22 protein-coding genes and 1 pseudogene are annotated in these 22,755 nt (G+C 27.7%); 15 read left to right on the top strand and 8 right to left on the bottom strand.

What is annotated here, in order from left to right; genetic code table 4:
- Positions 1-28 precede the first annotated feature (28 nt).
- From MSROBK_RS07850 to MSROBK_RS07815, 9 genes are all read left to right on the top strand, one after another.
- Positions 29-2,230, top strand: a complete 2,202-nt coding sequence (locus tag MSROBK_RS07850; protein WP_040093826.1) for a lipoprotein — start codon at positions 29-31, stop codon at positions 2,228-2,230.
- 23 nt (positions 2,231-2,253) lie between these two features.
- Complete coding sequence (locus tag MSROBK_RS07845; RefSeq protein WP_040093825.1) at positions 2,254-6,618, top strand: ABC transporter permease; 4,365 nt, start codon at positions 2,254-2,256, stop codon at positions 6,616-6,618.
- 160 nt (positions 6,619-6,778) lie between these two features.
- Positions 6,779-6,982, top strand: a complete 204-nt coding sequence (locus tag MSROBK_RS07840) for a hypothetical protein (protein WP_040093823.1) — start codon at positions 6,779-6,781, stop codon at positions 6,980-6,982.
- 14 nt (positions 6,983-6,996) lie between these two features.
- The gene (locus MSROBK_RS07835) at positions 6,997-7,833 is read left to right on the top strand and encodes a MurR/RpiR family transcriptional regulator (RefSeq protein ID WP_040093820.1); all 837 of its coding nucleotides are present in this window, start codon (positions 6,997-6,999) and stop codon (positions 7,831-7,833) included.
- Positions 7,834-7,960: 127 nt separating this feature from the next.
- Positions 7,961-8,485, top strand: a complete 525-nt coding sequence (locus MSROBK_RS12390) for a PTS sugar transporter subunit IIB (RefSeq protein WP_227991194.1) — start codon at positions 7,961-7,963, stop codon at positions 8,483-8,485.
- A gap of 1,222 nt (positions 8,486-9,707) precedes the next feature.
- Entirely contained in the window at positions 9,708-10,613 is a 906-nt protein-coding gene (murQ, locus tag MSROBK_RS07825) for an N-acetylmuramic acid 6-phosphate etherase (RefSeq protein WP_040093818.1), read from the top strand.
- A 62-nt stretch (positions 10,614-10,675) separates the two neighbouring features.
- A complete protein-coding gene (locus MSROBK_RS07820; protein ID WP_227991193.1) occupies positions 10,676-11,467 on the top strand; it encodes a MupG family TIM beta-alpha barrel fold protein in 792 nt (263 codons plus the stop codon).
- Positions 11,468-11,472: 5 nt separating this feature from the next.
- Complete coding sequence (locus MSROBK_RS11780; protein ID WP_241460191.1) at positions 11,473-11,715, top strand: phospho-sugar glycosidase domain-containing protein; 243 nt, start codon at positions 11,473-11,475, stop codon at positions 11,713-11,715.
- 192 nt (positions 11,716-11,907) lie between these two features.
- The gene (locus tag MSROBK_RS07815; protein ID WP_040093816.1) at positions 11,908-14,442 is read left to right on the top strand and encodes a vitamin B12-dependent ribonucleotide reductase; all 2,535 of its coding nucleotides are present in this window, start codon (positions 11,908-11,910) and stop codon (positions 14,440-14,442) included.
- 335 nt (positions 14,443-14,777) lie between these two features.
- On the opposite strand, the gene MSROBK_RS07810 is transcribed toward MSROBK_RS07815, so the two are convergent.
- The 6 genes and pseudogenes from MSROBK_RS07810 to MSROBK_RS07795 all read right to left on the bottom strand — a co-directional run bounded on the left by MSROBK_RS07810 (position 14,778) and on the right by MSROBK_RS07795 (position 17,925).
- Positions 14,778-15,788, bottom strand: coding sequence for an Mbov_0401 family ICE element transposase-like protein (locus tag MSROBK_RS07810; protein WP_133165070.1), 1,011 nt, complete (start codon positions 15,786-15,788; stop codon positions 14,778-14,780).
- Between the two features lie 160 nt (positions 15,789-15,948).
- Positions 15,949-16,656, bottom strand: a pseudogene (locus MSROBK_RS07805) (IS30 family transposase); the annotation flags it as partial.
- A gap of 165 nt (positions 16,657-16,821) precedes the next feature.
- A complete protein-coding gene (locus tag MSROBK_RS13990; protein WP_416375049.1) occupies positions 16,822-17,067 on the bottom strand; it encodes a transposase family protein in 246 nt (81 codons plus the stop codon).
- 23 nt (positions 17,068-17,090) lie between these two features.
- Entirely contained in the window at positions 17,091-17,219 is a 129-nt protein-coding gene (locus MSROBK_RS13985; RefSeq protein ID WP_416375025.1) for a hypothetical protein, read from the bottom strand.
- Complete coding sequence (locus tag MSROBK_RS13980; protein ID WP_052443414.1) at positions 17,204-17,656, bottom strand: IS5 family transposase; 453 nt, start codon at positions 17,654-17,656, stop codon at positions 17,204-17,206. The genes MSROBK_RS13985 and MSROBK_RS13980 overlap by 16 nt, the downstream gene beginning before the upstream one ends.
- Positions 17,657-17,682: 26 nt before the next feature.
- Positions 17,683-17,925, bottom strand: a complete 243-nt coding sequence (locus tag MSROBK_RS07795; protein ID WP_040092612.1) for a hypothetical protein — start codon at positions 17,923-17,925, stop codon at positions 17,683-17,685.
- Between the two features lie 497 nt (positions 17,926-18,422).
- On the opposite strand from MSROBK_RS07795, the gene MSROBK_RS07790 reads away from it, so the two are divergent.
- The 6 genes from MSROBK_RS07790 (at position 18,423) to MSROBK_RS07765 (ending at position 21,801) form a co-directional block, all read left to right on the top strand.
- The gene (locus tag MSROBK_RS07790) at positions 18,423-18,662 is read left to right on the top strand and encodes a hypothetical protein (protein ID WP_040092486.1); all 240 of its coding nucleotides are present in this window, start codon (positions 18,423-18,425) and stop codon (positions 18,660-18,662) included.
- A gap of 690 nt (positions 18,663-19,352) precedes the next feature.
- The gene (locus MSROBK_RS07785; RefSeq protein WP_133165036.1) at positions 19,353-19,541 is read left to right on the top strand and encodes a hypothetical protein; all 189 of its coding nucleotides are present in this window, start codon (positions 19,353-19,355) and stop codon (positions 19,539-19,541) included.
- A 2-nt stretch (positions 19,542-19,543) separates the two neighbouring features.
- On the top strand, positions 19,544-19,681 hold the full coding sequence (locus tag MSROBK_RS07780; RefSeq protein ID WP_157944213.1) for a hypothetical protein: 138 nt from the start codon (positions 19,544-19,546) through the stop codon (positions 19,679-19,681).
- A 2-nt stretch (positions 19,682-19,683) separates the two neighbouring features.
- Positions 19,684-20,385, top strand: coding sequence for a hypothetical protein (locus MSROBK_RS07775; RefSeq protein WP_040093813.1), 702 nt, complete (start codon positions 19,684-19,686; stop codon positions 20,383-20,385).
- Between the two features lies 1 nt (position 20,386).
- Entirely contained in the window at positions 20,387-21,316 is a 930-nt protein-coding gene (locus tag MSROBK_RS07770; RefSeq protein ID WP_052443526.1) for a recombinase RecT, read from the top strand.
- Entirely contained in the window at positions 21,301-21,801 is a 501-nt protein-coding gene (locus MSROBK_RS07765; protein WP_133165035.1) for a hypothetical protein, read from the top strand. The genes MSROBK_RS07770 and MSROBK_RS07765 overlap by 16 nt, the downstream gene beginning before the upstream one ends.
- 205 nt (positions 21,802-22,006) lie before the next feature.
- Here the strand turns inward: MSROBK_RS07765 and MSROBK_RS07760 are convergent, their stop codons facing one another.
- Together MSROBK_RS07760 and MSROBK_RS07755 are read right to left on the bottom strand one after the other, a co-directional pair.
- Entirely contained in the window at positions 22,007-22,336 is a 330-nt protein-coding gene (locus tag MSROBK_RS07760) for a hypothetical protein (RefSeq protein ID WP_133165051.1), read from the bottom strand.
- A gap of 77 nt (positions 22,337-22,413) precedes the next feature.
- A partial coding sequence (locus MSROBK_RS07755; protein ID WP_159373253.1) for a hypothetical protein occupies positions 22,414-22,755 on the bottom strand: 342 nt, incomplete at its 5' end.

Genomic DNA, 22,755 nt, shown 5'->3' with positions numbered 1-22,755 from the left:
TCAATAAAAAAGAAAAGAGGGAACAAGAATGCGCAAGTTACTTAATATTTTGGCTGCTACAGTTTTAGTGACAACTCCAGCTATTACTGTTGTTAGTTGTAAAAACAAGGGAAAAGCACAAACGGGGGATAAATATAAAGATCCCGAAGTAGAAAAAATGCCAAATGGACCATTAAAATCAAAGATTTTACAAACAACATTATTTTCAAAAATGGCAATTGCTAATCGACATGAAAATTTAAATGGATATACACCATCAACTTTACAGATGTTAACACGATTGCCAGATTCATACAAAGATAAAGATGGCAATTTAGTTGATGTTGATTATTATCGTGGTCGTTATTTAAATCAAAAAGATGGAATGCCATTAAATAATATGGCATCAAATTATGATTATATGAATATCTTGAATAATGACTTATATAATACGGAAAATCAAACAAAAGCAAAGCTTCCAGGATATTCTGAAAATGATTTATTACCAGCAATGCCTAGTTTAGCAGCAAATAGTAATATGTTAAATTATTGATATGATGGGGGACCACTATCAAATTATTCAATTGCAAAAGAAATTTTAGCAACACAACAAGGCGATGCGCGATTACATAAAACGATTAAGGATGCTTATAACAAAGCAATGTTTGAGTTACCACGAACAACTTACTTTTATGATTTAAATATGAATTATAATCCGTTGGCAACAAAAGACATTAAATTTGATACTACAACAAATTCAAATTTTGTTATTAATGGGAAAAAATTTGCGACAGGTAAATCATTTACCACAGCACAGAAATCAGAAGAACAAGATAAATTAATGGTAATTTTACAGTTAATTTTAATGACTGATATGTTTACGGACCGTTCACAATCAAAAACATATATTAATCAATTAAACAAATTTTTACCATTGTCAAAAGATGCGGATGGGACTTTTTTTGGAAGTATTTTAGGAGCTATTTATTTTCAAATTTTTGGTTCACCAACAATGCCAAATAATCCAAACGAAAAAAATCCAAATTATGAATTAGCAAAAAAAGGTGTTTCAGTAGCCTTAAGTAATTTAGGAGCAACAGGAAATGCAAAACAAGAAATTGAGGCAAAAATTAATAATTTCTTTGCCCAACAAGCACAAATTTTTAGTGATTTATTATTAACAAAACCAATGCAAGATGATTTAGATTTGACAAAACCAGAGGACCAATATAAAAATCGTGATGCAATGTGGAATGGAAAAACACCAAAATTATCAGTAACTGATTTATTATTTAAAAAAGATAGTTCATCAAAATCATTAGCCGAATTATTTATTGAATTTGGAAACGAAGTTAATGGTTGATATACAAAGGCAACAACAGAACAACAAGGGGAGGCCAATAATGCTATTGGAACATTTTTAAAAGTTGCAGGACAAGTTGTTACGCCAGGATTTAAAGTAGTCTTACAATCTATGGCTAAAATGATGATGTTACCAACAAATGATGATTTAGGAACTTTAACAATTAATGATATGAATCAGTTTGTTATTGCCTTATCACAAGGAATTTTAGATAATGCTGATTCATTAACAAAAGTTAGTCAAATTTCATGATCTGATCCAAATAACCAGGAACAAAATCAAACAGAAATTGCAAAATTATTAACTGGTAGTGCAGATCCAACCAAACCAGCAGCCGGTTCATTTATGGACGTAGCATTTACATGGTTTAATGATGGAACCAAACCAGTTCGCGCGTTATTAAATAAATTATATTTTGATCCTAATTCAGAAACACGGAAAGATTTATTAGCAATTAATAATGCCTTATATGATTATACGAATACGTTATTATTAGGAGAAAATTGATTTATTAATAATGGAAAGTTTTTAAACGAAAATAATATGCAGTATGACCTTGAATATAAAGGAATTGGTGATGCTGATGTGGCTACTAATCTAAACTTACATGAAAAATGATATGTGGCAAAAGATGGAATTAAAACATACCAAGATTTAAATAAAGCTTATTTAGATGCGTTAGGAAACTATGATTTAGATTGATTTGAAAAGTATGATGGTTTAGGAAATAATTATCAAAAAGTTAATTACAAATATACTATTACTTGGACAAATGTCAATCCTGGTGATGATAGTCATCAATACTGAGTAATTTCTAATACTCAATGATTTGCAAAAGATAGTAGCGGACAATGAAAACATTATTATGATGTTGTGCAAAATGATTAAGATAGTGGTGTAGGGGATTAAACATGAAAAAAACACTGTTGATGAAGCAAGGAATCTTAGGAATAATTAAGGAAAAAGGGCAATTTATTTCATTGCTCCTTTTAATTTTTATTTGTTCAATTATTACTTCTTGTTTATTTACGACGGTAACTAGTTTACAAGCAGCGAACCGTCAAATGGGATATGGTAGTTTTGATTATAACTATTCTTTTCACTATTCAGCAATGGAATTTGCAAATTCAAATATGCAAACAATTACACCAAGTTTTGCCTTTGATTCAGAATATGTTATTGTAGAAAACAATGATAATAAATTAACATATCCAAAAATTACAATTGGTACGGCCAATAGTGATGTTTTTTACGCTTTAACACAGCAAGATATTACGTTTGACAAAACATCTTCTGGAGCAATAACTGGGTTAGGGTTAGCTTTAAAAATTCGCCAATCAGCACCGAGTTATCAAAATACATTAATTGCAAAATTACGGGCAATGGGGCAAAATACATCAGCTGATCAGTATTTTGCTGATTTTAAAACAACGCAAATTTATAAAAACTTTTTAGGAATTATTATTGATTATATTAATAAACATTTTCTAGTAATAAATCCCACCGCAACAGAAGTAGAAATTAAAAATGCCATTGCTATGTTTACAAATGGGCAAGCAGATCAAAATCAAAAGGCAGTTAATCGTTGAGATTGAGAATTAAAAACAACAAATAATGATTTTTCTCATTTTGAGATGCCTGATATTGACGTCACATTAGGGAAAGACAATAAAACAATTAGCACTGTTAATATAAATACTTTGTTTGATAAAGGTTTACGTGGTAGTTTTGGAGTTGCAGCGCGTTATAAAATAACAGATAGTGGTGGGAATGAAGCAGAGCGAATTCAATATTTAGCGCAATCACCTTATCAATATATTGATAAATTAAACCAAACCGGAATTAATGAAGGACGAATGGTTATTGGTGATTTATTTAATAAGGTTACTTTTTTTGGCAATAATAGTGAACGAAGTTCGTTTATTAATTTTGTTCAAAGTTATTACAAAATGCTCGGAATTGTTAGTAATTTTGCAATTTCAATGCTTCAGGAAGTTACAACGTGAGATATTGTTAATAATTTAAAATACAAAGTAATTGGTTGACATGATTTATTAAAAGATGAGCAATTAAAAATTTTTAATAAGGTTTCTGAATGAGAAGGACCATCTCTTGTTGAATCAACCTTAAACAACTATTATGCTGTTGTTAGTCATAATTATTTAAAATTTCAAAATAAATCCTTACGTGATGATATTAGGATTGGCCAACAAACTTTTACGGTTGGGGCAACGGGGGGAGACACATTAAACATTTATCCAACAATTTATGAAACTGATTTTATTCCTGATTTTAAAACAGATACTGTTGTTTATTTATCTTCATATTGCATGTGATTATTGTCAGAAGATAATAATAAAGGTTTAATTAGTTTAAAAGATAATTCACGTGTTTTTTTAAAAAGTTTAGCTGGACAACCAGCAGCTAATTTAGCACTTTTTAAAAAATATTATGCTAACAATCCTAATGAATTAGATACTTATGCACAAGCGTTACAAATAAATAATAATCAAAAAGCAACTGATCCTGCCATTGGTACTTTTGAAGCTAAAAATGAAACAAGTCAATTAACATGACGTTATAGTTTATTAGATAAAACAATTAATGTTTATATTTATATTGGATTATTTTTCATTATTATTTTTGCAATAACATTATTTGTTGTTTCATATATTATCATTAAAGAAATGATTAAACGAGAATCATCACAAATTGGGATGTTAAAAGCGGGTGGATATTATCTTCGTGAAATTACTTTATCTTATTGAAGTATTTTAATGCTTAGTGTTCTTATTAATGTCCCGACCGGTTGGTTAGTTGGGATTACCCTCCAACTCTTTGTTGTAAAATTATTTAATTTATTCTTTATTATTAATTGAACCTTTACTTGAAACTGAATGATTCTGCTCTTTTTATTAGCCTTTTTTGTTGCTTTTCTATCGTTGATTACATTTGTTACTTGTTATTTTTCAATTAGTAAAACAGAAGTATTAAGTTTAATTTATCCAACACGGGAATTAAATGTTGATAATAAATTAGCACGTTCTGTTCGTAGTTTGGACTTCAAAACGTTTGTTGGTCGCTTCCGGATGGTGGTTTTATCAACTTCCTTAAAGCAAGCTTTTACTTATTTAGGCATCTTTGCTTTAGTAACTTTTACTTTAACAGTATCATTATTAGCCCCCGTTTATGCTAAAAACTTTAATACAAACTATTATAAAAATATTAAATATGGTAGTGAGGTTAAATATAGTAATGTTATTAGTAATAGTCCATTGTCATATTACAAAACATATCCGTGAAATGGAATTAATAATGTTCCAAACACCGGGGATCCAACTGATAAATATTTATATCCAATTGGGGGAATGACACCATTAGCAAATTATTATAGTATTGATGGTGGTAAAACAATTAAGTCACTAAAAACAGTAAACCAAGAACCAACAGTGGCAGGAATTTTAAAAGATATGTTGTCATATAACTTTGTTACTTTGTCAGGAACTAATTTATCATTAGGAATTTTTAATTATCTAAATGAATTAATAAAAAATTCACCGAGTGGCGATAGTGTGCGAGCTTTAATTTCTGAAATTTTATGTACTGTCTTACCAAAAGCCCTTGGGATTGGCGCGATTCCATATCCACCGTTCCCAGGCAAAGGTGATTATGTTGCTTTGTGAAATACTTGTTTTAGTAAAGCAACAAACGGGATTATTCCAGCTTCGGTAAAAGAGGATTGAAATAAGAATCCTGATCGTGCAAATCACTTTGCTTTAGGAATTGGAACAATGAGTTATAATAATGCAACTGATGATGTTTTCACTAGTTTTGATGCAGCATATAATGATAAAAACTTACCAGTTTATGGGATTAATGCTAATACAAAAATGCTACAATTATCAGCAGATGATCGTGCTGCTTTAGCGAATAATAATAGTAATAATCAAGTTGTTAATGCAATTGCAAATGTGACAGCACTTCAGCAGTTAAACTTGTGGGTTGGGAAAGAAATTACTTTGACACCACAATTATCAACCTTACAATATAATGTTGGTCCAGAGCAGTGAACAGAGTTTAGTAATAATAATACCGCATTAGTTAAACAAAACTGGAAATATAACCTTAGTGGTAGTCCAGGGCCATGAAATCCAAATAATTACCAGAGTTTATATTCGTTAGATAAAAGTTATTTTACTTATAACACAAGTTCTAATACAAAATATTATGCTTCAGCAGATCCAAAGAGTGAATATTATAATTTAAATAATGTTGAATTATGAATTCAATCCAATTCAGCAATGGAACAAATTTGGACGAATAAAGTGATTACTTTAAATAATGGTCAACAACGGAAACTATTAGAGGTATCATCAGGATCTAATAAAATAGTACGAAAAGAAACTGTTAATAGTCAGGAATATTGAGTTATTAAACCATATGATTTTAACTTTGATGGTTCATATAGTGGCGACTTTGTTAATGGCATTCCAACAACGTGATATCAAGCAGCGATTGATAATAATTTTATCAAAGTTGTGCCATCATTGACAGTAATGCCAGTCAAAGTTAAAATTGTAAAAAGTATTGCCACTTATGATAATCCACGGTTATTTGTTAGTATGCAGAATGCAAATAAAATTAATTTCTTTTCAACAACAGAATTAAAGGACAATCTTAAGATAATGCAATGGTATAATGGTAAATATACTACGGAATTACAACCATCTGATCAAATTAATCGATATGCTTTATCTTCAACTAATGGTGATTTATCCTTAAATAACTTTACAAATTCTTATACATCTTCTGTCTTGTCGGCAGATTATGTTGGAATTAAAGCCCAAGTGATGAATCGCATTATTGTTATTGCGTTATCAATTGTTTTAATTTTCATTGTTATTATTGTTATAGTTTCAGTTATTACAATTTACTTTGCCATTGATTTATTTATTAAGAAATTTATTAAAATCATTGCGACAATGAAAGTTCAAGGTTATAGTAGATGAGAAATTAATAATTTAACATTAGGAATCTTTATTCCATTTGCTATTGTTGGTTGACTAATTGGTTATTTCATTACATGAGGACTAACTTGAACAATTACGCAAAAGGTTTTAATGTTCTTTAACTTCTATGTTCCAATTGGAACGGGGTTAATTACCTTACCAATTATTTTGGGAGGAATTATTATTTTATATATTTTCTCATATTTTGTTTCTATGAAAAAAATCAACCAATTAAATATTCAACAAATTGTAATGATGGAAAGTTAATTCAATTAAAAAAACTATGCTACTCGCATAGTTTTTGTTTTGATTGCTATTACTTATTAAAGGATAATTCATTGCAAAAAGTAGAAAATAAGGTATAGTTAAAAAAGAAGATATTATTTTAAATAAAATAATATAAGTTATCTTTTAATGAGGGTTTTAAATGTTTAATTTTACAACAAAACAAAAATGAGTGATTAATGGTAGTCTTTTAGGGTTAACTTTAGTGGCATTAATTGGGTTATTGCTTTATCTTTTAAAATTTTTAATTCCTGCGATTGTTTTACTATCAATTGCTGGAATTGGTTTTTTTGTGTTAATGATTGTTTGATTAGTGTTTGAAAGGTATAATAAGAAGAAGGGATAAGAAGAAAAATAATAATGACTGAAAATGAAGTAATCCGCAAAATTAAAGCAATTAGTATTGATAGTGATCAGCGCTTTTCTTTTCTTGCAAAATATATTTTACAAAATTTAATTATTGTTCCCGATATTACAATTAAAGAAATGGCTGAATATGCTTATACATCCGTTGCAACAATTAATCGTTTTACTAAATTTTTAGGTTTAGATGGCTATAAAGAATTAATTCACATTATTAAATATTTTAATCATAATCTTGCTGGTGAAGAAAGTATTATGGCGGGAGAAAGTAATAATGCTTTAATAGTTAATACTTATCATAATATTGTTCGTAGTTTACATGAAACCTTTCGATTAGGACTAAAACAAAAAGAGACTATTAACAAAGTAATAACACATTTAAAAACAGCTCATCGAATTGTTGTTTTTGCTGTTGGGGGAACTTATAATGTGGCGAAGGATTTTCAGGAAAAACTCCTTCGTGTTGGTTTTAACATTATTGCTGTGAATGATTTTCATAATGGTTATTTTTTAGCACAGCAATTAAATGCTGATGATTTAGCTTTTTTTGTTTCATATTCTGGTGAAACATTGGATTTAATTAAATTAGCAAAAATTTGTCAACAAAATAAAACACTAATTGTTGTTGTTTGTCGTCAGTCAAATAATACATTATCTAATTTAGCTAATTATGAACTTACAATTAGTAGTAATGAATCAATTGAACGTTTAATTTCAACAACAAGTCGTTTTGCCTTGTTATTTGGGTTAGATATGATTTATTTTTCATTATTAGCAACTGATTTAGAACATTATCGTCGTGTGTTAGAACAAACATTAGTGGCTAAATTTTAAAATTTACAAATTTTGAGATTAAATTACAGATAACGGGGGTTTTCTTGTAATTGTATTATTTTCTTTTATGATATATATGGGTATTAAGTATAAAACATATTTTTAATGAGAAAGAGGGAAAAACAAAATGGCCAAAGATCCGAAAAAGACAGCGAAAGATATTGCTGATATTGTCAAAGCAGAGAATGTTGTCTCATATACAAATTGTTTAACAAGATTACGACTTAATTTAAAACCGGAAGCAAATGTTGATTTAGAAAAACTAAAAACAACTCCTAATGTGATGGGAATCTTAACCCCGTCACCAACTGAATTACAAATTGTTTTAGGCCCAGGTTTTGTTGCAAATGTTACCCAAGCATTTGGAAAACTAGTTAATGCTAATAAAACAACTTATAACGACAATGATGGTTCTGATTCATTTGTAACAGCAGCCGAAGCAGCGCAAGCTGTTAAAGGCGAAATGAAAGCAAAACAAAATTGAGTCCAAACTTTTTTACTAAATTTTCAAAAATCTTTTCACCAATGATTATTGGGTTCATTGGAGCTGGGATTTTATCAGGAATTGCTGGAATTATGCAATCAGCATATGGGGGAACAATGGATACAAGTCATGCTCCCACTGCTGCAGTGTCATGATTTAAGGCATTAAGTTTAATTTTAGATATTTGAAAAAACGCCTTCATTATTATTGTTGGTTGAAGAACTTGTGAGGTATGAGGCGGTAGTGGTGTTTTGGGAGCGATGACAGCGGCAATTTACTCACCAGTATTTGTAAGTAGCGTGGTTCCAATGCTAGTTGTTGGGGATGCTAACCATGTTAATTATTTAGGAATTAACATTAGTAATCCATTAACAAACTGATTAACAGTTGGATTCCGTCCTGAACTAGTTAATGGTAAATTAGTGTTTAATAATCCATCAGGAAACATTTTAGGAGCATTACTAACAGCAATTGCAGCGTTGTGAATGGAACGTGGTGTTCGTAAGTTTATGCCGGGAGTTCTAGATACAATTGGAACACCAACCTTGGTATTATTTGGCCTATTATTATTAAATATTTTCTTATTAATTCCAATTTCAGGATATTTATATCAAGCTGTGGCATGATTATTTGCGCATTTGTATACTAATCCGTTTGGGGCGTTTGTGTTAGCAACGATATTCTTAATGGCGGTTGCCTTTGGTGTTCACCAGGGGTTTATTCCAATTTATGGAATTTTAATTAAGGAAACGGGGGTTAATGGTTTATTCCCAATCTTAGGAATGGCTGGAATGGCCCAAGTTGGAACTGGGATTGCTTTATGAATTATGGCAACAAAAGGAAGTTTATTACGTCGTCAAATTCAAGGGGCTTTAATTCCGGCAATCTTTGGAATTGGTGAACCAATGATTTATGGGGTAACTTTACCACGAATTCGTCCCTTTGTAACAGCATCAATTGGTGCTGGGTTTGGTGGATTCTTTATTGGTGTCGTTTATATGTGAGGAAATGTTACCTTTGGCTTAAATGCAATCTTTGGTCCATCAGGAATTTTAGCAGCCTTTATGATGACAACTAATACGGGAAATATTCCATTAGCGGTTGGAATTTATTTAGTGGGATCTGTTATTTCAATTGCCGCCGGATGACTTATTACAATGTTTGGTTATTCGCGAATTGTTAAAGCCGGTGGAAAAGATATGAAAGAGTTATATCGTAAAGACGGAAAATATAAACTATATCAAAAAATTTTATGAACATTAGCTTTTATTACTATTATTGGAATTTTTATTTACTGAATAGTGGCATATTATCAATTACCAAAAGAAGAACGTAGTAAAATGGCCCATGTTAAAGTTGAATAAGATTAATATGTAGGGGGAGAAATATTATGCAAAAAATTGATTTGTCAAAAATAGATACTGAGCAACGAAATCCAAATAGTATGGCACTTGATCAAGCTGATACAATGGGGGTTTTAACAATCATTAATAATGAAGATGCTAAGATTGCGGCAGCAGTGCAAGCACAATTACCAACAATCGCAAAAGTAATTGATTTAATTTTTACTCGTTTTAGCCAAGGCGGAAGGTTAATTTATATGGGTGCTGGAACATCAGGGCGTCTTGGGATTCTTGATGCTTCAGAAATGTTACCAACTTATGGTCTTAAACCAGATCAAATTATTGGAATTATTGCCGGTGGTGATGATGCAATTAGAACACCAGCGGAAGGCGCAGAAGATGACCGCGAGTTAGGTGTTGCTGATTTAAAAGCGTTAAATTTACAACCATTAGATACTGTTGTTGGGATTGGGGCATCAGGACGAACACCTTATGTTTTAGCTGGTTTAGAATACGCAAAAACAATTGGTGCTTTAGCGGTTGGTTTATGTATGACGAAAAACTCAGAAATGTTAGCGGTTGCAGATGAAGTTATTGCGATTGAAACAGGAGCAGAAGTTGTGACTGGTAGTACAAGAATGAAAGCAGGAACAGCAACAAAGTTAGTATGTAATATGATTTCAACCACTTTAATGGTTAAATGAGGAAAAGTATATCAGAACTTAATGGTTGATTTACTTGCTACAAATGAAAAGTTAAAAGTGCGAACAGCACGAATTGTCAAAGCCGTAACAAATGCTAGTGATGATGTTGTTGCCACAACGTTAACTGCAGCAAACTACGCATGTAAAAATGCTATTGTTATGATTTTAAAAAATGTTTCTTATGCAGAAAGTGAAACATTATTAGCCGAATATGATAATTTAGTAACAAAAGTAATTAATAGTAAGTAACAGATAACTTTTAACATCTTAATTTTTAAGATGTTTTTTATTTTTGAAGCGGAGGAGATAAAATGTTAGGAATCTCAATTTATACAAACCAAGGAATTACAATTGAAAAAAACAAAGAATATTTGCAAAAAGCATATCACGCTGGTTTTAAAACGGTTTTTTATAGTGGACATTATTTTGAAAAAGATCATAATGCAGCTGATTTAAAAATATTAATTAAATATGCTCGTGAATTAGGCTTATATACAATTTTAGATATTAGCAAAAATTATTTTAGTTATGACTTAATTAGTGCTTATGCTCCAGATGCATTACGATTAGACTTTGGGTTTTCAACATCAGAAATCCTTGATCTTATTGATAACTTAAAATGTGACATTCATTTAAATGGTAGTGATAACCAGTTAGGAGATTTATTAGAAATTATTAAAGCACGCGGAACAAAACGATTAGCGATTTCTTATAACTTTTATCCAAAGCCATATACTGGAATGGATATTAGTGAGTTTATTTTCCGAACAAAAACATTACAAGAATACGATCTGCTAATCTTCACTTTTCTTGCTTTGTTAGAACATCCCCGCGGGCCTTTATTTCAAGGATTACCAACAATTGAAAAATTTCGGAAAATTTCACCATATGTACAATTACAATGATATCGTCACTTTGGGATTGAAAATTGTATTATTAGTGATACAATGATTAGTGATTCTGACTTAAAGTTCTTAGTAGAAATTAATAACAGTCCAGAATTGACAATTAGATTAGACTATAATAATTTACCAGAGCAAATTACTGCCCTATTAAAAACAAGGTTTATCACATTCGAAATGATGCGAATAGCCACGTTTTAAGATTTGTGGAAAGCCGTGGGTTACATAACAATAATACAAATATTAAGACCTGGAATAATCAACAGTTAGTTGTTCCACGTTATAGTTTATTAATTGATAATTATTTGTATCAGCGTTATAATGGCGAGATTTATTTGACAAAAACAAAACTGTCACTTAATGAAAAAACAAATTTAATTACAAATTTGAAAAAGGAAGGAGTTTTAATTGATTTATTAGAATCTTCCAAAGCACTTAAGTTTATTTAAGATAGAAAGAGACAAAACAAGATATTGTTGGCGTCTTTTTTTTCCAAAAATAAAGATATTTTGTACCTATTTTTTAAAATTATGCTTAAATTATTATTAGGCTTTAAAAGATATTAATTTGTTAATAAAGTTTGGTATACTTATTTTATGTCTATGACAATAGGAATGGAATGAGTAAGGGGGAAAAACAAGATGTACTCAAAAGAATTAATTAATAGTTTAAATAAGGATATTAGAGAACATTTTCCCCATTTAAAAGAAATTGAAGAAAATTATAATATGGTTTTTGATGGGGTTTCAAGAATGGTAGTGCTTGATCGTTATGCACAAAAAGATAATGAGCTAAAAACATTAAAAGCAAATGATTTAGTATTAACAGTGATTAAAGATGATGGTTGATTTCCAACCCGGGGAATTGGAAATGTTGTTGCTGTTGATCGTAAGAATGACACTGTTGATATTCAAATTGAAGCTGATTATGCTCATAATATTGACCCTGATTTATTAATTAATAATTCAAATAATATAATTCGAAAAAACTTACATATGGTTGAAAAGCCATTAGAAATCTTTTACGAACAAATTGCCTGAAGGGTAGGGAATGCACTTAGTAAAAACGAACAAAAACATAATGTTTATCGTGACCAGTTCTTTAATGAATTAAAAGATTTAAATATTATTCCGGCTGGACGGGTATTATATGGTGCTGGAAGTAATAGCGATGTTACTTTTTTTAACTGTTTTGTAATGCCATTTATTAAAGATTCACGCGAAGGAATTTCAATCCATCGAAAAGAAGTAATGGAAATTATGTCACATGGAGGTGGGGTTGGAACAAATGGTTCATCATTACGTCCTCGTGGAACAGTAGCTAAAAGTGTTGGGGGTCGTTCATCAGGAGCAGTATCGTGATTAAATGATTTATCAACGTTGACCCATTTAGTTGAACAAGGAGGATCACGTCGTGGTGCGCAAATGATTATGATGGCTGATTGACACCCTGATGTAATTGAGTTTATCATTTCTAAAATGCAGAATCCAAAAATTTTACGTTGGTTAAAAGAAAACTCAAAGGATAAATTAATTCGTGATGAAGCAAGTCGAAAAATTAAATTTGTGCCATTATCAGAATTAGACCGTAATCTTTATGAATATGCTTTAAATAATGAAACTGAAATTGGTAATGATCGTGTTATTAATGAAGCACGAATTAAGTTAGAAGAGGGTGGCGCTTGGGAAGTTAATAACCCGTCATTTTTATCGGGAGCAAACATTTCAGTAACATTAACTCATAAATTTATGAAAGCAGTTGAAGATGATGCTGAATGAGAACTACAATTCCCTGACTTAGATAACTACACCAAAGCAGAAAAAGATTTTTATGATGAAAAATGAGCTGAAATTGGTGATATTAATGAATGACAAGCAATGGGCTATAAGGTTAAAACATATTATCGTATGCGTGCTCCTGATTTATGAGATTTAATTAATTTCTGTGCTAATTACTCAGCAGAACCAGGAATTTTCTTCTTGGATACTGCAAATGATATGACAAATGCGAAAGCTTATGGGATGAAAGTTGTTGCGACAAACCCTTGTGGTGAACAACCATTAGCCCCTTATTCGGTATGTAACTTAGCAGCAATTAACTTAGCTAATTTTGTTAATAAAGCAACAAAGGAAATCTTATATGATAAATTAAAAACAACTGTTCAAACTTGTGTTCGTATGCAAGATGATGTTATTGATGCAACACCATATTTCTTAGAGGCGAATCAAAAACAAGCGCTCGGAGAACGAAGAGTTGGGTTAGGAGTAATGGGATTACATGACTTGTTAATTTTCCATGGTGTTCGTTATGGTAGCAAAGTAGGAAATGAAATTGTCGATAAGATTTTTGAATTAATTGCTACTGAAGCTTATTGAACATCAATTGCTTTAGCACAAGAAAAAGGATCATTTCCGTTCTTATCATCACGTGAAAGATTTATTGAAACGGGTTACATGAAAAAAATGCCAGAAGATATCCGTCAAGCCATTTTAAAACATGGAATTCGTAATTCACACTTATTAACAATTGCACCAACTGGTTCAACAGGAACAATGGTTGGGGTTTCAACTGGATTAGAACCATACTTTGGATTTAAGTTCTATCGTTCAGGACGATTAGGAAAAAACATTGAAGTTAATGCTAAAATTGTTTATGAATGGTTAAAATATAATCCTGAATATACGGCAGAAACATTACCAGATATTTTCGTTGCCGCCATGGATTTAGCACCTGAAGATCATGCTGATACACAATGTATTATTCAACGTTGAGTTGATTCATCAATTTCAAAAACTGTTAATGCTCCACGAGGATATTCGGTAAAAGATGTTGAAAAAATTTACACTCGGTTATATAAAGGTGGTGCTAAAGGGGGAACAGTTTATGTTGATGGTTCACGTGATTCACAAGTATTATCATTAACAACCGATAAAAATCACCCCGCATTAGAACAATTAAACTTAGATGATTTGGGGGTTGAAGTTGATAATCGGCCAAATAAAAAAGTAACCGAAAATGTTAAAACAGTTGGAAAATTACGGGGAATTAATCAGGACCGTAACATCGGAGCTGAAGTTGGCGATGTTTGTCCAATTTGTAAAGAAGGAACGATGATTGATGCGGGTCGCTGTGTTACATGTAATAACTGTAATGTTCAATTAAAATGTGGCTTATAATAATTAATAAGATTTAAAAAAGCAATGATCATTGCTTTTTTTATTAGACTTCTTGCATTACTTGTTAAAAAATTGCAAATATTTGTAAAAAAGATACTAATAGAAAAATATAATTTTAATTAATTATGTTTTTTATTTAAAAATTTAATATTTTTGGTCGTATAAATTATTTAAGGGTCTTAAATTAATATCTTAGAAATTGTGGAATAATATACCACTTACTTATTTAGATTTTATTACTTTTAATTTTATTGTCAACACTTTTTTCTATTTTTTTAAATTTTTTCAGACTAAAAATACATGTTTATTAAAGTTATTTAATTTATTAGATAAAATTAATAAAAATATAAATTTCTTTGTAAATTATTATTTACAAAATTATTAACTGAATAATTAATTCTATTTTCTTCTAATGCTTCATTAGTATTAAATAAATTAATTTTATTTTTAAACTCCCTCATACTAGAATTTAATTTATTTCTAATAGTCTTTTCGCTATAAATTGCTTTTTTAACCATAGCATCTTTTCAATAATGTGATATATCACCCTCAATATGACAACCAATATTATTTCATAGTGTTTGATTTTCAATACCTTCTTTATTATTTTTAATTAATGTAATAGTTTTATTTAAAAAATCTAATTTAGTATCACTTATAAACGATTTACTATCTTCTAAACACTGTAATAATTCTTCATATTTAGCATTAAAAAAATAATCAACGGCTTTATGATATGTTTCTCTATTTTCTTTGTTTTTACTTTGAAACGGATATAGTTTTTTAAATCTACTTGTAAGATGAAATTTATCTATTGTATAGTTAATTTTATTTTTAGGAAAATATTGATGCATAAAATTTTTAGTATTTTTAATTCAAGGTGCACCATCACCTAAAATCATAATTTCAATATTGGGTGTCATGTTGTAATGAGTTTCAATTAAAGTAAATAATTTTAAAAGAACTGGTTTTAAATTTGCTTCTTTTTTAAGATAATCTGGAATATTATCCATTTCAAAAACACCTAATTTATTTGCAATTACAGGTCTTTTTACAGTATATTTTTCTTCATCAAAACCAGTATGTACAGTAGAAACTATTGTGTGTTTTTTTATCTTTTTTCGTCCTTGTTTTGTTGCATCTAACATTTTCAAATAAGTACCATCCATTTGAATATATAAAGTGTGGGGAATATCTATTTTTTTATTAGTTTTATTAATGTAATATTCTTCATCAGTTTTTGCATTTTTCATAATATTAGATATTGTCATTAAACTAATTTTTACATGTTCCATAGTATCTAAAATATCTTTATATCTTTTTTTATTGTAAATTGTAAATGCCAAACCATAAAAAGTTAATAAAATTATAACAAATTAAAAATAAAAATCAATAATTACAAAAAATATTAAAACAAAATATTATTTTTAATATTTATTTTCAAAATTATAAAAATAAGCACAACAAAAAATAAACTTTATTAATCTTATACATTAAAATATTAGTTTAATTTACAAAAACTTTTTTAAAATATTGCTTTGATGTAAAATATCCCAAACACGGTCTAATTGTAGTATTTAATATATCTAAAACAGATTTTAATTTACTACGAATATTAATTAACGGTTCATTTTGGTCAAATCAACGCCTTAAATCCCTATTTATCCGTTCAACTAATGCTTTTTGTTTTGGTTTACCAGGGTCACAAAAATAAACTCTTATTTTAAAATGTTTTTCTATTGTTTTTCATTTATAAAATTCTTTTCCTCTATCTGTTAAAATACAACTAAATTTACTAATACCAATTTGTTTAATCATTTTCATTAAAACCATTAACACAATACTTGCTTTTTTAGTAAATAAAATATCATAAAAAACTATTTTAGATTTCCTATTTACTAAAACTAATAAATGAAAATTACCACAATCAAGAGTATCCATTTCTCAAATTCCACTAAAACTAAAATCATCACCATAATCATTTAAAAATTGCTTATAATCTCTAATATTAAGCAATACACCACGATTATCATTTTTTTCACCATTTTTTGTTTTTCGTTTTTTATTTTTAAAATACAAATTATCTTTTGATAAATTAAAATAACCTAATCTAATATATTTATACATTGTTTTAAAACACACACCAAATTTTACATTATATTGTAATTCATAAGACATAATAATATTTTGTGGAGAACGACCAAAATTATTATATTAGATTTCTTGCATTACTTGTTAAAAAATTGCAAATATTTGTAAAAAAGATACTAATAGAAAAATATAATTTTAATTAATTATGTTTTTTATTTAAAAATTTAATATTTTTCCACAACGAAAAATTAATTTATTATTTAAATTATTTAATTTTAAATAAATATTTTATGTTAAATATAATAATTGTAAATTATAAATTGAGGCAATTAAATTAAATCTTAAACCAAATCTTTTTCTTCGATTACGATATTTTTCTGTAATAATTTTAAATTTTTTAAGAATAGCAAAAATATTTTCAATAATAATTCTCATTTTTGAAACTAGTCTATTATATTGCTTTTGTTCTTTGTTTAAAGGGTTTTTCTTTGTTTTCTTTGTAGATATTAGAACATTATTGTGATTTTTTTGTATTCCTTGATAACCACTATCAACTATTAATTTGGTATTTTTAAAATTGGGATTTTTGATTCTTTAAATAAAGCATAATCATGTTTTTTTCCGAGCGAAAAACTTGTTGCAATAATTTTTTTGGTTTCTTGTTCGATAATTACTTGTGTTTTGATCGTGTGTTTTTTCTTTTTACCAGAATAAGATTGTTTTTGTCTTTTTTTGGGCGTTGGATTGGAGTTTCGGTAGCATCAATAATAATAGTTTTATCATTAAAATAATCATTTATTAGTGCTTTTTTACCAGCAAGTTGTTGAAAATCAGAGTTTTTAATTAAAATATCTTCAATTCACTTAATATTACGATAACAATTAGCCTCACTAATATCAAAACTTTTACCAAGATGAAAATAAGTCTGATATTCTCGTCAATATAATAAAGTCATCAATAATCTATTTTCTAATGATAATTTATTAGTTTTACCACCTTTTTTAAGTTTTTCTATTTCAGCAACTTTTAAAATATCTAACATTTTATTAAAAGTGGATTTTTTTATTTCTGTTAATCTTAACCATTCTCTATCATTAAGAGTATTAAATTTATTATTTTTCATATTTTTATGTCCTCATAAATTATATTTTATAATAATATTTTAATAAAAAGGGGTATCGCAAGAAGTCTATTAAATAAAATTTTAAAGCCTATTGCTTCACTAACACTACTACCCTTATCCGGTTTTCAATAAAATTGATTATATGGGTTAGGATTATTACCATTTTGACTTTGATTTCATCAAGTTAAATAAAAATCATCTTTCAAAGTAGTTAAAATAATTTTTAATTGTAAATTGTAAATGCCAAACCATAAAAAGTTAACTATCAATTTAGTTAACTTTTTTAAGTTAGTTTTAAGGAGTTGAAATTATGCAAACAAAGCAATATTTGATTTTGCGGTCGTTAGTGAAAAAGTACGGTAAAGATAATGTTATTAATACTGTCAATAAGATTGCAAAAGATATTGAAATTAAAAAGTAAAAGAATAAATTATTGGTCGTATAAAAAATATTGGGGTTTTGGAAAAAAACTCGGAAATTGAATAAGAATAATAAATTAAACCATTTACTAAAATGGTTTTTTTATTTGTAAAACCAAAATTATTAATTGATTCAGAGAAAGGACAGCATCTTAAATTCTTAAAATAGAAACTTTTTACACAACTTTCTGATACCCTCTTTAAGTTGTTTACACATTTATAAATATCTTAGAAATTTTTACAAAGTGTACCTGTTTTTTCTCCTAATTTAAGGTGTTGTCTTTTCTTTGTTTCAGTTAATTAGTTTGTTAATAAATAAAAAAACTTAATAAAAGAAGGAGTAAGTAATGGAAATTAATAAACAACAAAAAATATGTGATGTTATTGATTGCTATAAATCAATATCATTCATTACCAAAGAATTTTTATCAAATAAAGTTTTATGAACTTGTGAAAAACATAAAAATTTATTAAATCATACAAAAGATAAAAACCAAGAGTGGTTTTATAAACGTTTAGAAAATTCAAAAATTATCTTTGATTATAAAACTGGTTTTTTAAAACTTTGATTTTATAAAACAACTTAATGCAGAGTGGAACGGTTATTTTAAATAACTAAGTGTTTTTATTCCACAGGAGGCGGTCTAGCACAGCGGTAATCAGTCCGGAAATAATAGACGCTTTAACAAGCGATAGTGGTGATAAGTGCGCGGTCAACATCGAACCACAATAAACAAAAGAGATGGTCACTTTATAAATAAATTTGCGATAGATATTACTTCTTAGAAGTGACAGCGGTTTAAAAACCACAAAGTCAGCATTAGGCTCTTCAAGGTGCAAGTAGATTTATTTTAAAAACTGAACGCTTTGACCTGAAATGGTGCGGGTGAAGAGAGAGAAAACTCTCTGGCTACAAAAACAAAAAACAACTGTCGATTATTTAACTAACAACATACCGCCACCTCTCACCCACAGCGAAGCGGATGGCGTAGTAAATAAAATAGATAAATACAATACTTATATAACTAATTCTCGCTTTGGCACTTTCACTTGGTAGTGAGTGCCAGCGAGTTAAAAAATAGGAAAAATAATTTAGGAGGTAAATATGAAAAAGTTAAATAAAATTTGTCTTAAACAAAAATATTGAGGATATTGCTCAAAATGCAATCAAGAAAACAAATTACAAGAATTAATGTTTAAAAGTTATTCAGTATCATTTTAAGATATGACTGATGAACATTGAGCATTAGGGAAACAAAATTAGGAGGAATTAAATTATGAATAAAAGATACGTATTAATAATGAAATATAATAATTTGTTTGATAAAACAACTATTTTTAAAACAGATTTTTTTTATACATTAGAAGAAGCGAGGATTACTGCTAATGTTGAAAATGAAAATCATTGATTAACAACTATTATTGATTTAGAAGATAGCAATATTAAATGACAAGGAGATAAATAATTATGTGAAAAGATGAAAATGGTTATGTTTATACAGAAGAAGATTTATTTAATTTAGCATTAGATGAATGTTATTCAGAAGAAAGTGCTTATGAATATATTGATAATTTAATTAATGAAATGGAATTAGAGGAAATTTAATTATGGAAGATTTAAAATTAAATAATGAAGTTAAAAATATTACTTATCCGTTTTATTTAAAAGGAAATAATTTTAAAGAATTAAGCTTAAAAGCATTAACAATTAAAAAGTGAATTGATGAAAATGGACAAGAATTAGCAGAATTTATATATCGACAACAAGCTTGATTAATAAATGGAGAATATAAATCACAATCACTAAAAGATTTAAAATTAGTAGTTTCAAAAATTGATTATATTTTTAGAGAACCATTAGAAATAATAAAATCTTTTAAAGATGAATTAAATTTTATTAGAAAAGATATTTTAAATTTAGAAAATAATATTAAGAATAATCATGATTCTTTAAAAAATAGTGTCATTAATATTCAATTTCAAAAACAAAATAAAATTATTGAAACTCATAAAAAAGAGCAATTTTTAGAAATTAAAAGTATAGCAAAACAAGAACAAGAATTAAAAATTATTACTAGTAATTTTCGGAAAGAAAAATTATTAATTAAAGATATTGAGGTTATTGGTATTAATGATGATTTTTTACAAAATGCTGATAAATTAGAACTTATTAATCTTATTAAAAATTATTTAACTGTTGATGAACAAATTGTTAAAAATGAAATTAAAGATCAATTAGATAGTAATAAAGATATTAATTTAATTGGGGTTAAAGGTATTAATTTTAAAATAAATAAAGGAGAAAAATAACATGACAAATATTGTAGAATTTTTAAGAACAGATAAGGTAACTGATTGAATAAAAAGTAAATTTTCTAATGAAAATGAAATTGCAAGATTTAAAAGTAATATAATTGCAATATCAAATAGTAATGAATTATTACAAAAAGCAGATCCAAAAACAATTATGACTGCTTGTTATCAAGGTGTTTTATTAAATTTACCAATGGAAAAACAATTCGGTTATGCTTATGTAGTACCATATAATACAAAAATAACAAGAATTATTAATGGTCGTGAAATCCAAGAATGAATTAATCAAGCCCAATTTCAAATGGGTTATAAAGGTTATATTCAATTAGCCCAAAGAAGTGGCCAATATTTAGATATGTCAGTATCAGATGTTAGAGCAAATGAATTAATAAATTATGATCGTTTAAAAGGTACTGCTTTTAATTGAAATCAAAATGAAGATGAACGAGAAAAATTATCAATTATAGGTTATGTAGCATATTTTAAAATGGTTAATGGTTTTGAAAAAACTTTATATATGACAAAAGAGCAAATGGAAAATCATTTTATGAAATATTCTAAAACTTATGCTAAAAATAAATCATTTTATATTGCTAGTTTTGATGAAATGGCCCTTAAAACAGTATTAACATCATTATTAAGAAAATGAGGTATTATGTCAGTTGAATTACAACAAGCATATAAATCAGATCAAGCAGTTATTACAACTAATGATGAAAAGATTTATATTGATAATGATGCTACTTTCATCCAAAATAATGGGCATATTAACGATGAAACTTTATCAAATAATATAAATTTAAATTATAATACCCCACCTAATGGTGAAATAGTGGACATAAACGATAATGTAGTTAAAGAAGAAGATATATCAAATGTAGTACCAGTAGTTAATAATAACAATGATGAAGAATGAGCCAATTGATAAAAATAGGTATTGACCCATCAGGAACTGGTACTACGGCTATTGTTGTTTATAAAAATAATAAATTAATAGATAAACAAGAATTTACAAATAAAGGCTGAAAAGAACATTATGAATTTATTATAAATTATTTGAAAAATGAAAAACTATTTGGGAAAATATTATCAAATAATCATAAACTAGAATATTTAATTTTTATAGAAAATTGTTTATATACAAATGCCAATGGCTCAAAAGATAGAGATGATTTATTGAAATTATTAGGTTCATTAGAAACGCAAGGATATATTGCTACTATTTCACCAAAACATACAAAATCAGTTGTTAAAAATATGGAAAATTTAAGTAAATATAATGATGGTTATATATGAAAATATGAAAAAGATGTTAATTTAACTTATCAATATGGTAAAAGTTGAAAATATAATAATGAAAAAATAAGTAATCATTTACGAGATGCAATTATTATTGCTAATTATGAAAGTTAATTTATGAAACATTCATATAATCAAAAAACAGGAAAATATTATTCTTGTAAAATTCGGAATATAAATGTTTACTTAAATGAAAATGAAGAACAAGTTTGAAATGAATTAAATTTTAATACTTATTCGCAACGAATTGAATATCTTATAAACTTTTATATAACACACAATAAAGAAAAATAAAAAATAACCAATTAAGGTTATTTTTTTAAATATTATTTGTTAATTGTCTAATGGCATCTTTTTGTGCTTGTTTTTTATCATTAACTTTAACTTGTTTTTTAACATTTTTAATTTGACCTGTTTTTAATGCTAATTCTGTTGCATAATCAGGTCCTCGTAAATGTTTTTCGTGGGCAATAACAGCAGTTCTTAATTCTCTGATTTCTGCTTTATATTTTTTAATTTTTTTAGCAGATAATCCTAGAATACCAAGACTACCCATTCCACCCGCACCCGCTAACACAAGTAAAGCAATCATTAATGTTTCATTCATTTTATTTAATTCCTTTCTTATTCTTACTCAAACAGTGGCCATCTATCCTTTCAGAACAAAATAATTTATAAATTAAACTATATAACCACCCAAAAATATCAACCGCCCCTATATATAGTCTATTTTAAATTTAATTCTTTGTTATTTTCTTCTTGTTTTTGTTTTTTAATATTTTCATTTTGTATATTTTTAAATATTTCTTCTGTTATGCCATCTAAATTATTTCATTGTTTTGCTAATCTTGGTTGAATAACACGCGGATTAATCCGACAATCTAAACAATGTCTTAAATGGTCTTTTTTTCATTTTGATTTATCAATTCAAATGATAATTAAAGAAATTATTAAAGTAATTAAAGGTAATATTGTAAATACTAATCCCATTTTAGATATTTTTAATCTTGGTATATCAATTTTCATATCTACTTTTGGTTTACTACTAGCAACAAATATGCCCTGAAT

The sequence above is a fragment of the Spiroplasma poulsonii genome, from assembly GCF_009866525.1.
Lineage (GTDB): Bacteria > Bacillota_I > Bacilli_A > Mycoplasmatales > Mycoplasmataceae > Spiroplasma > Spiroplasma poulsonii.
The sequence above is the reverse complement of the archived record's forward strand: the minus strand, read 5'-3'. Positions and strand labels throughout refer to the sequence as shown.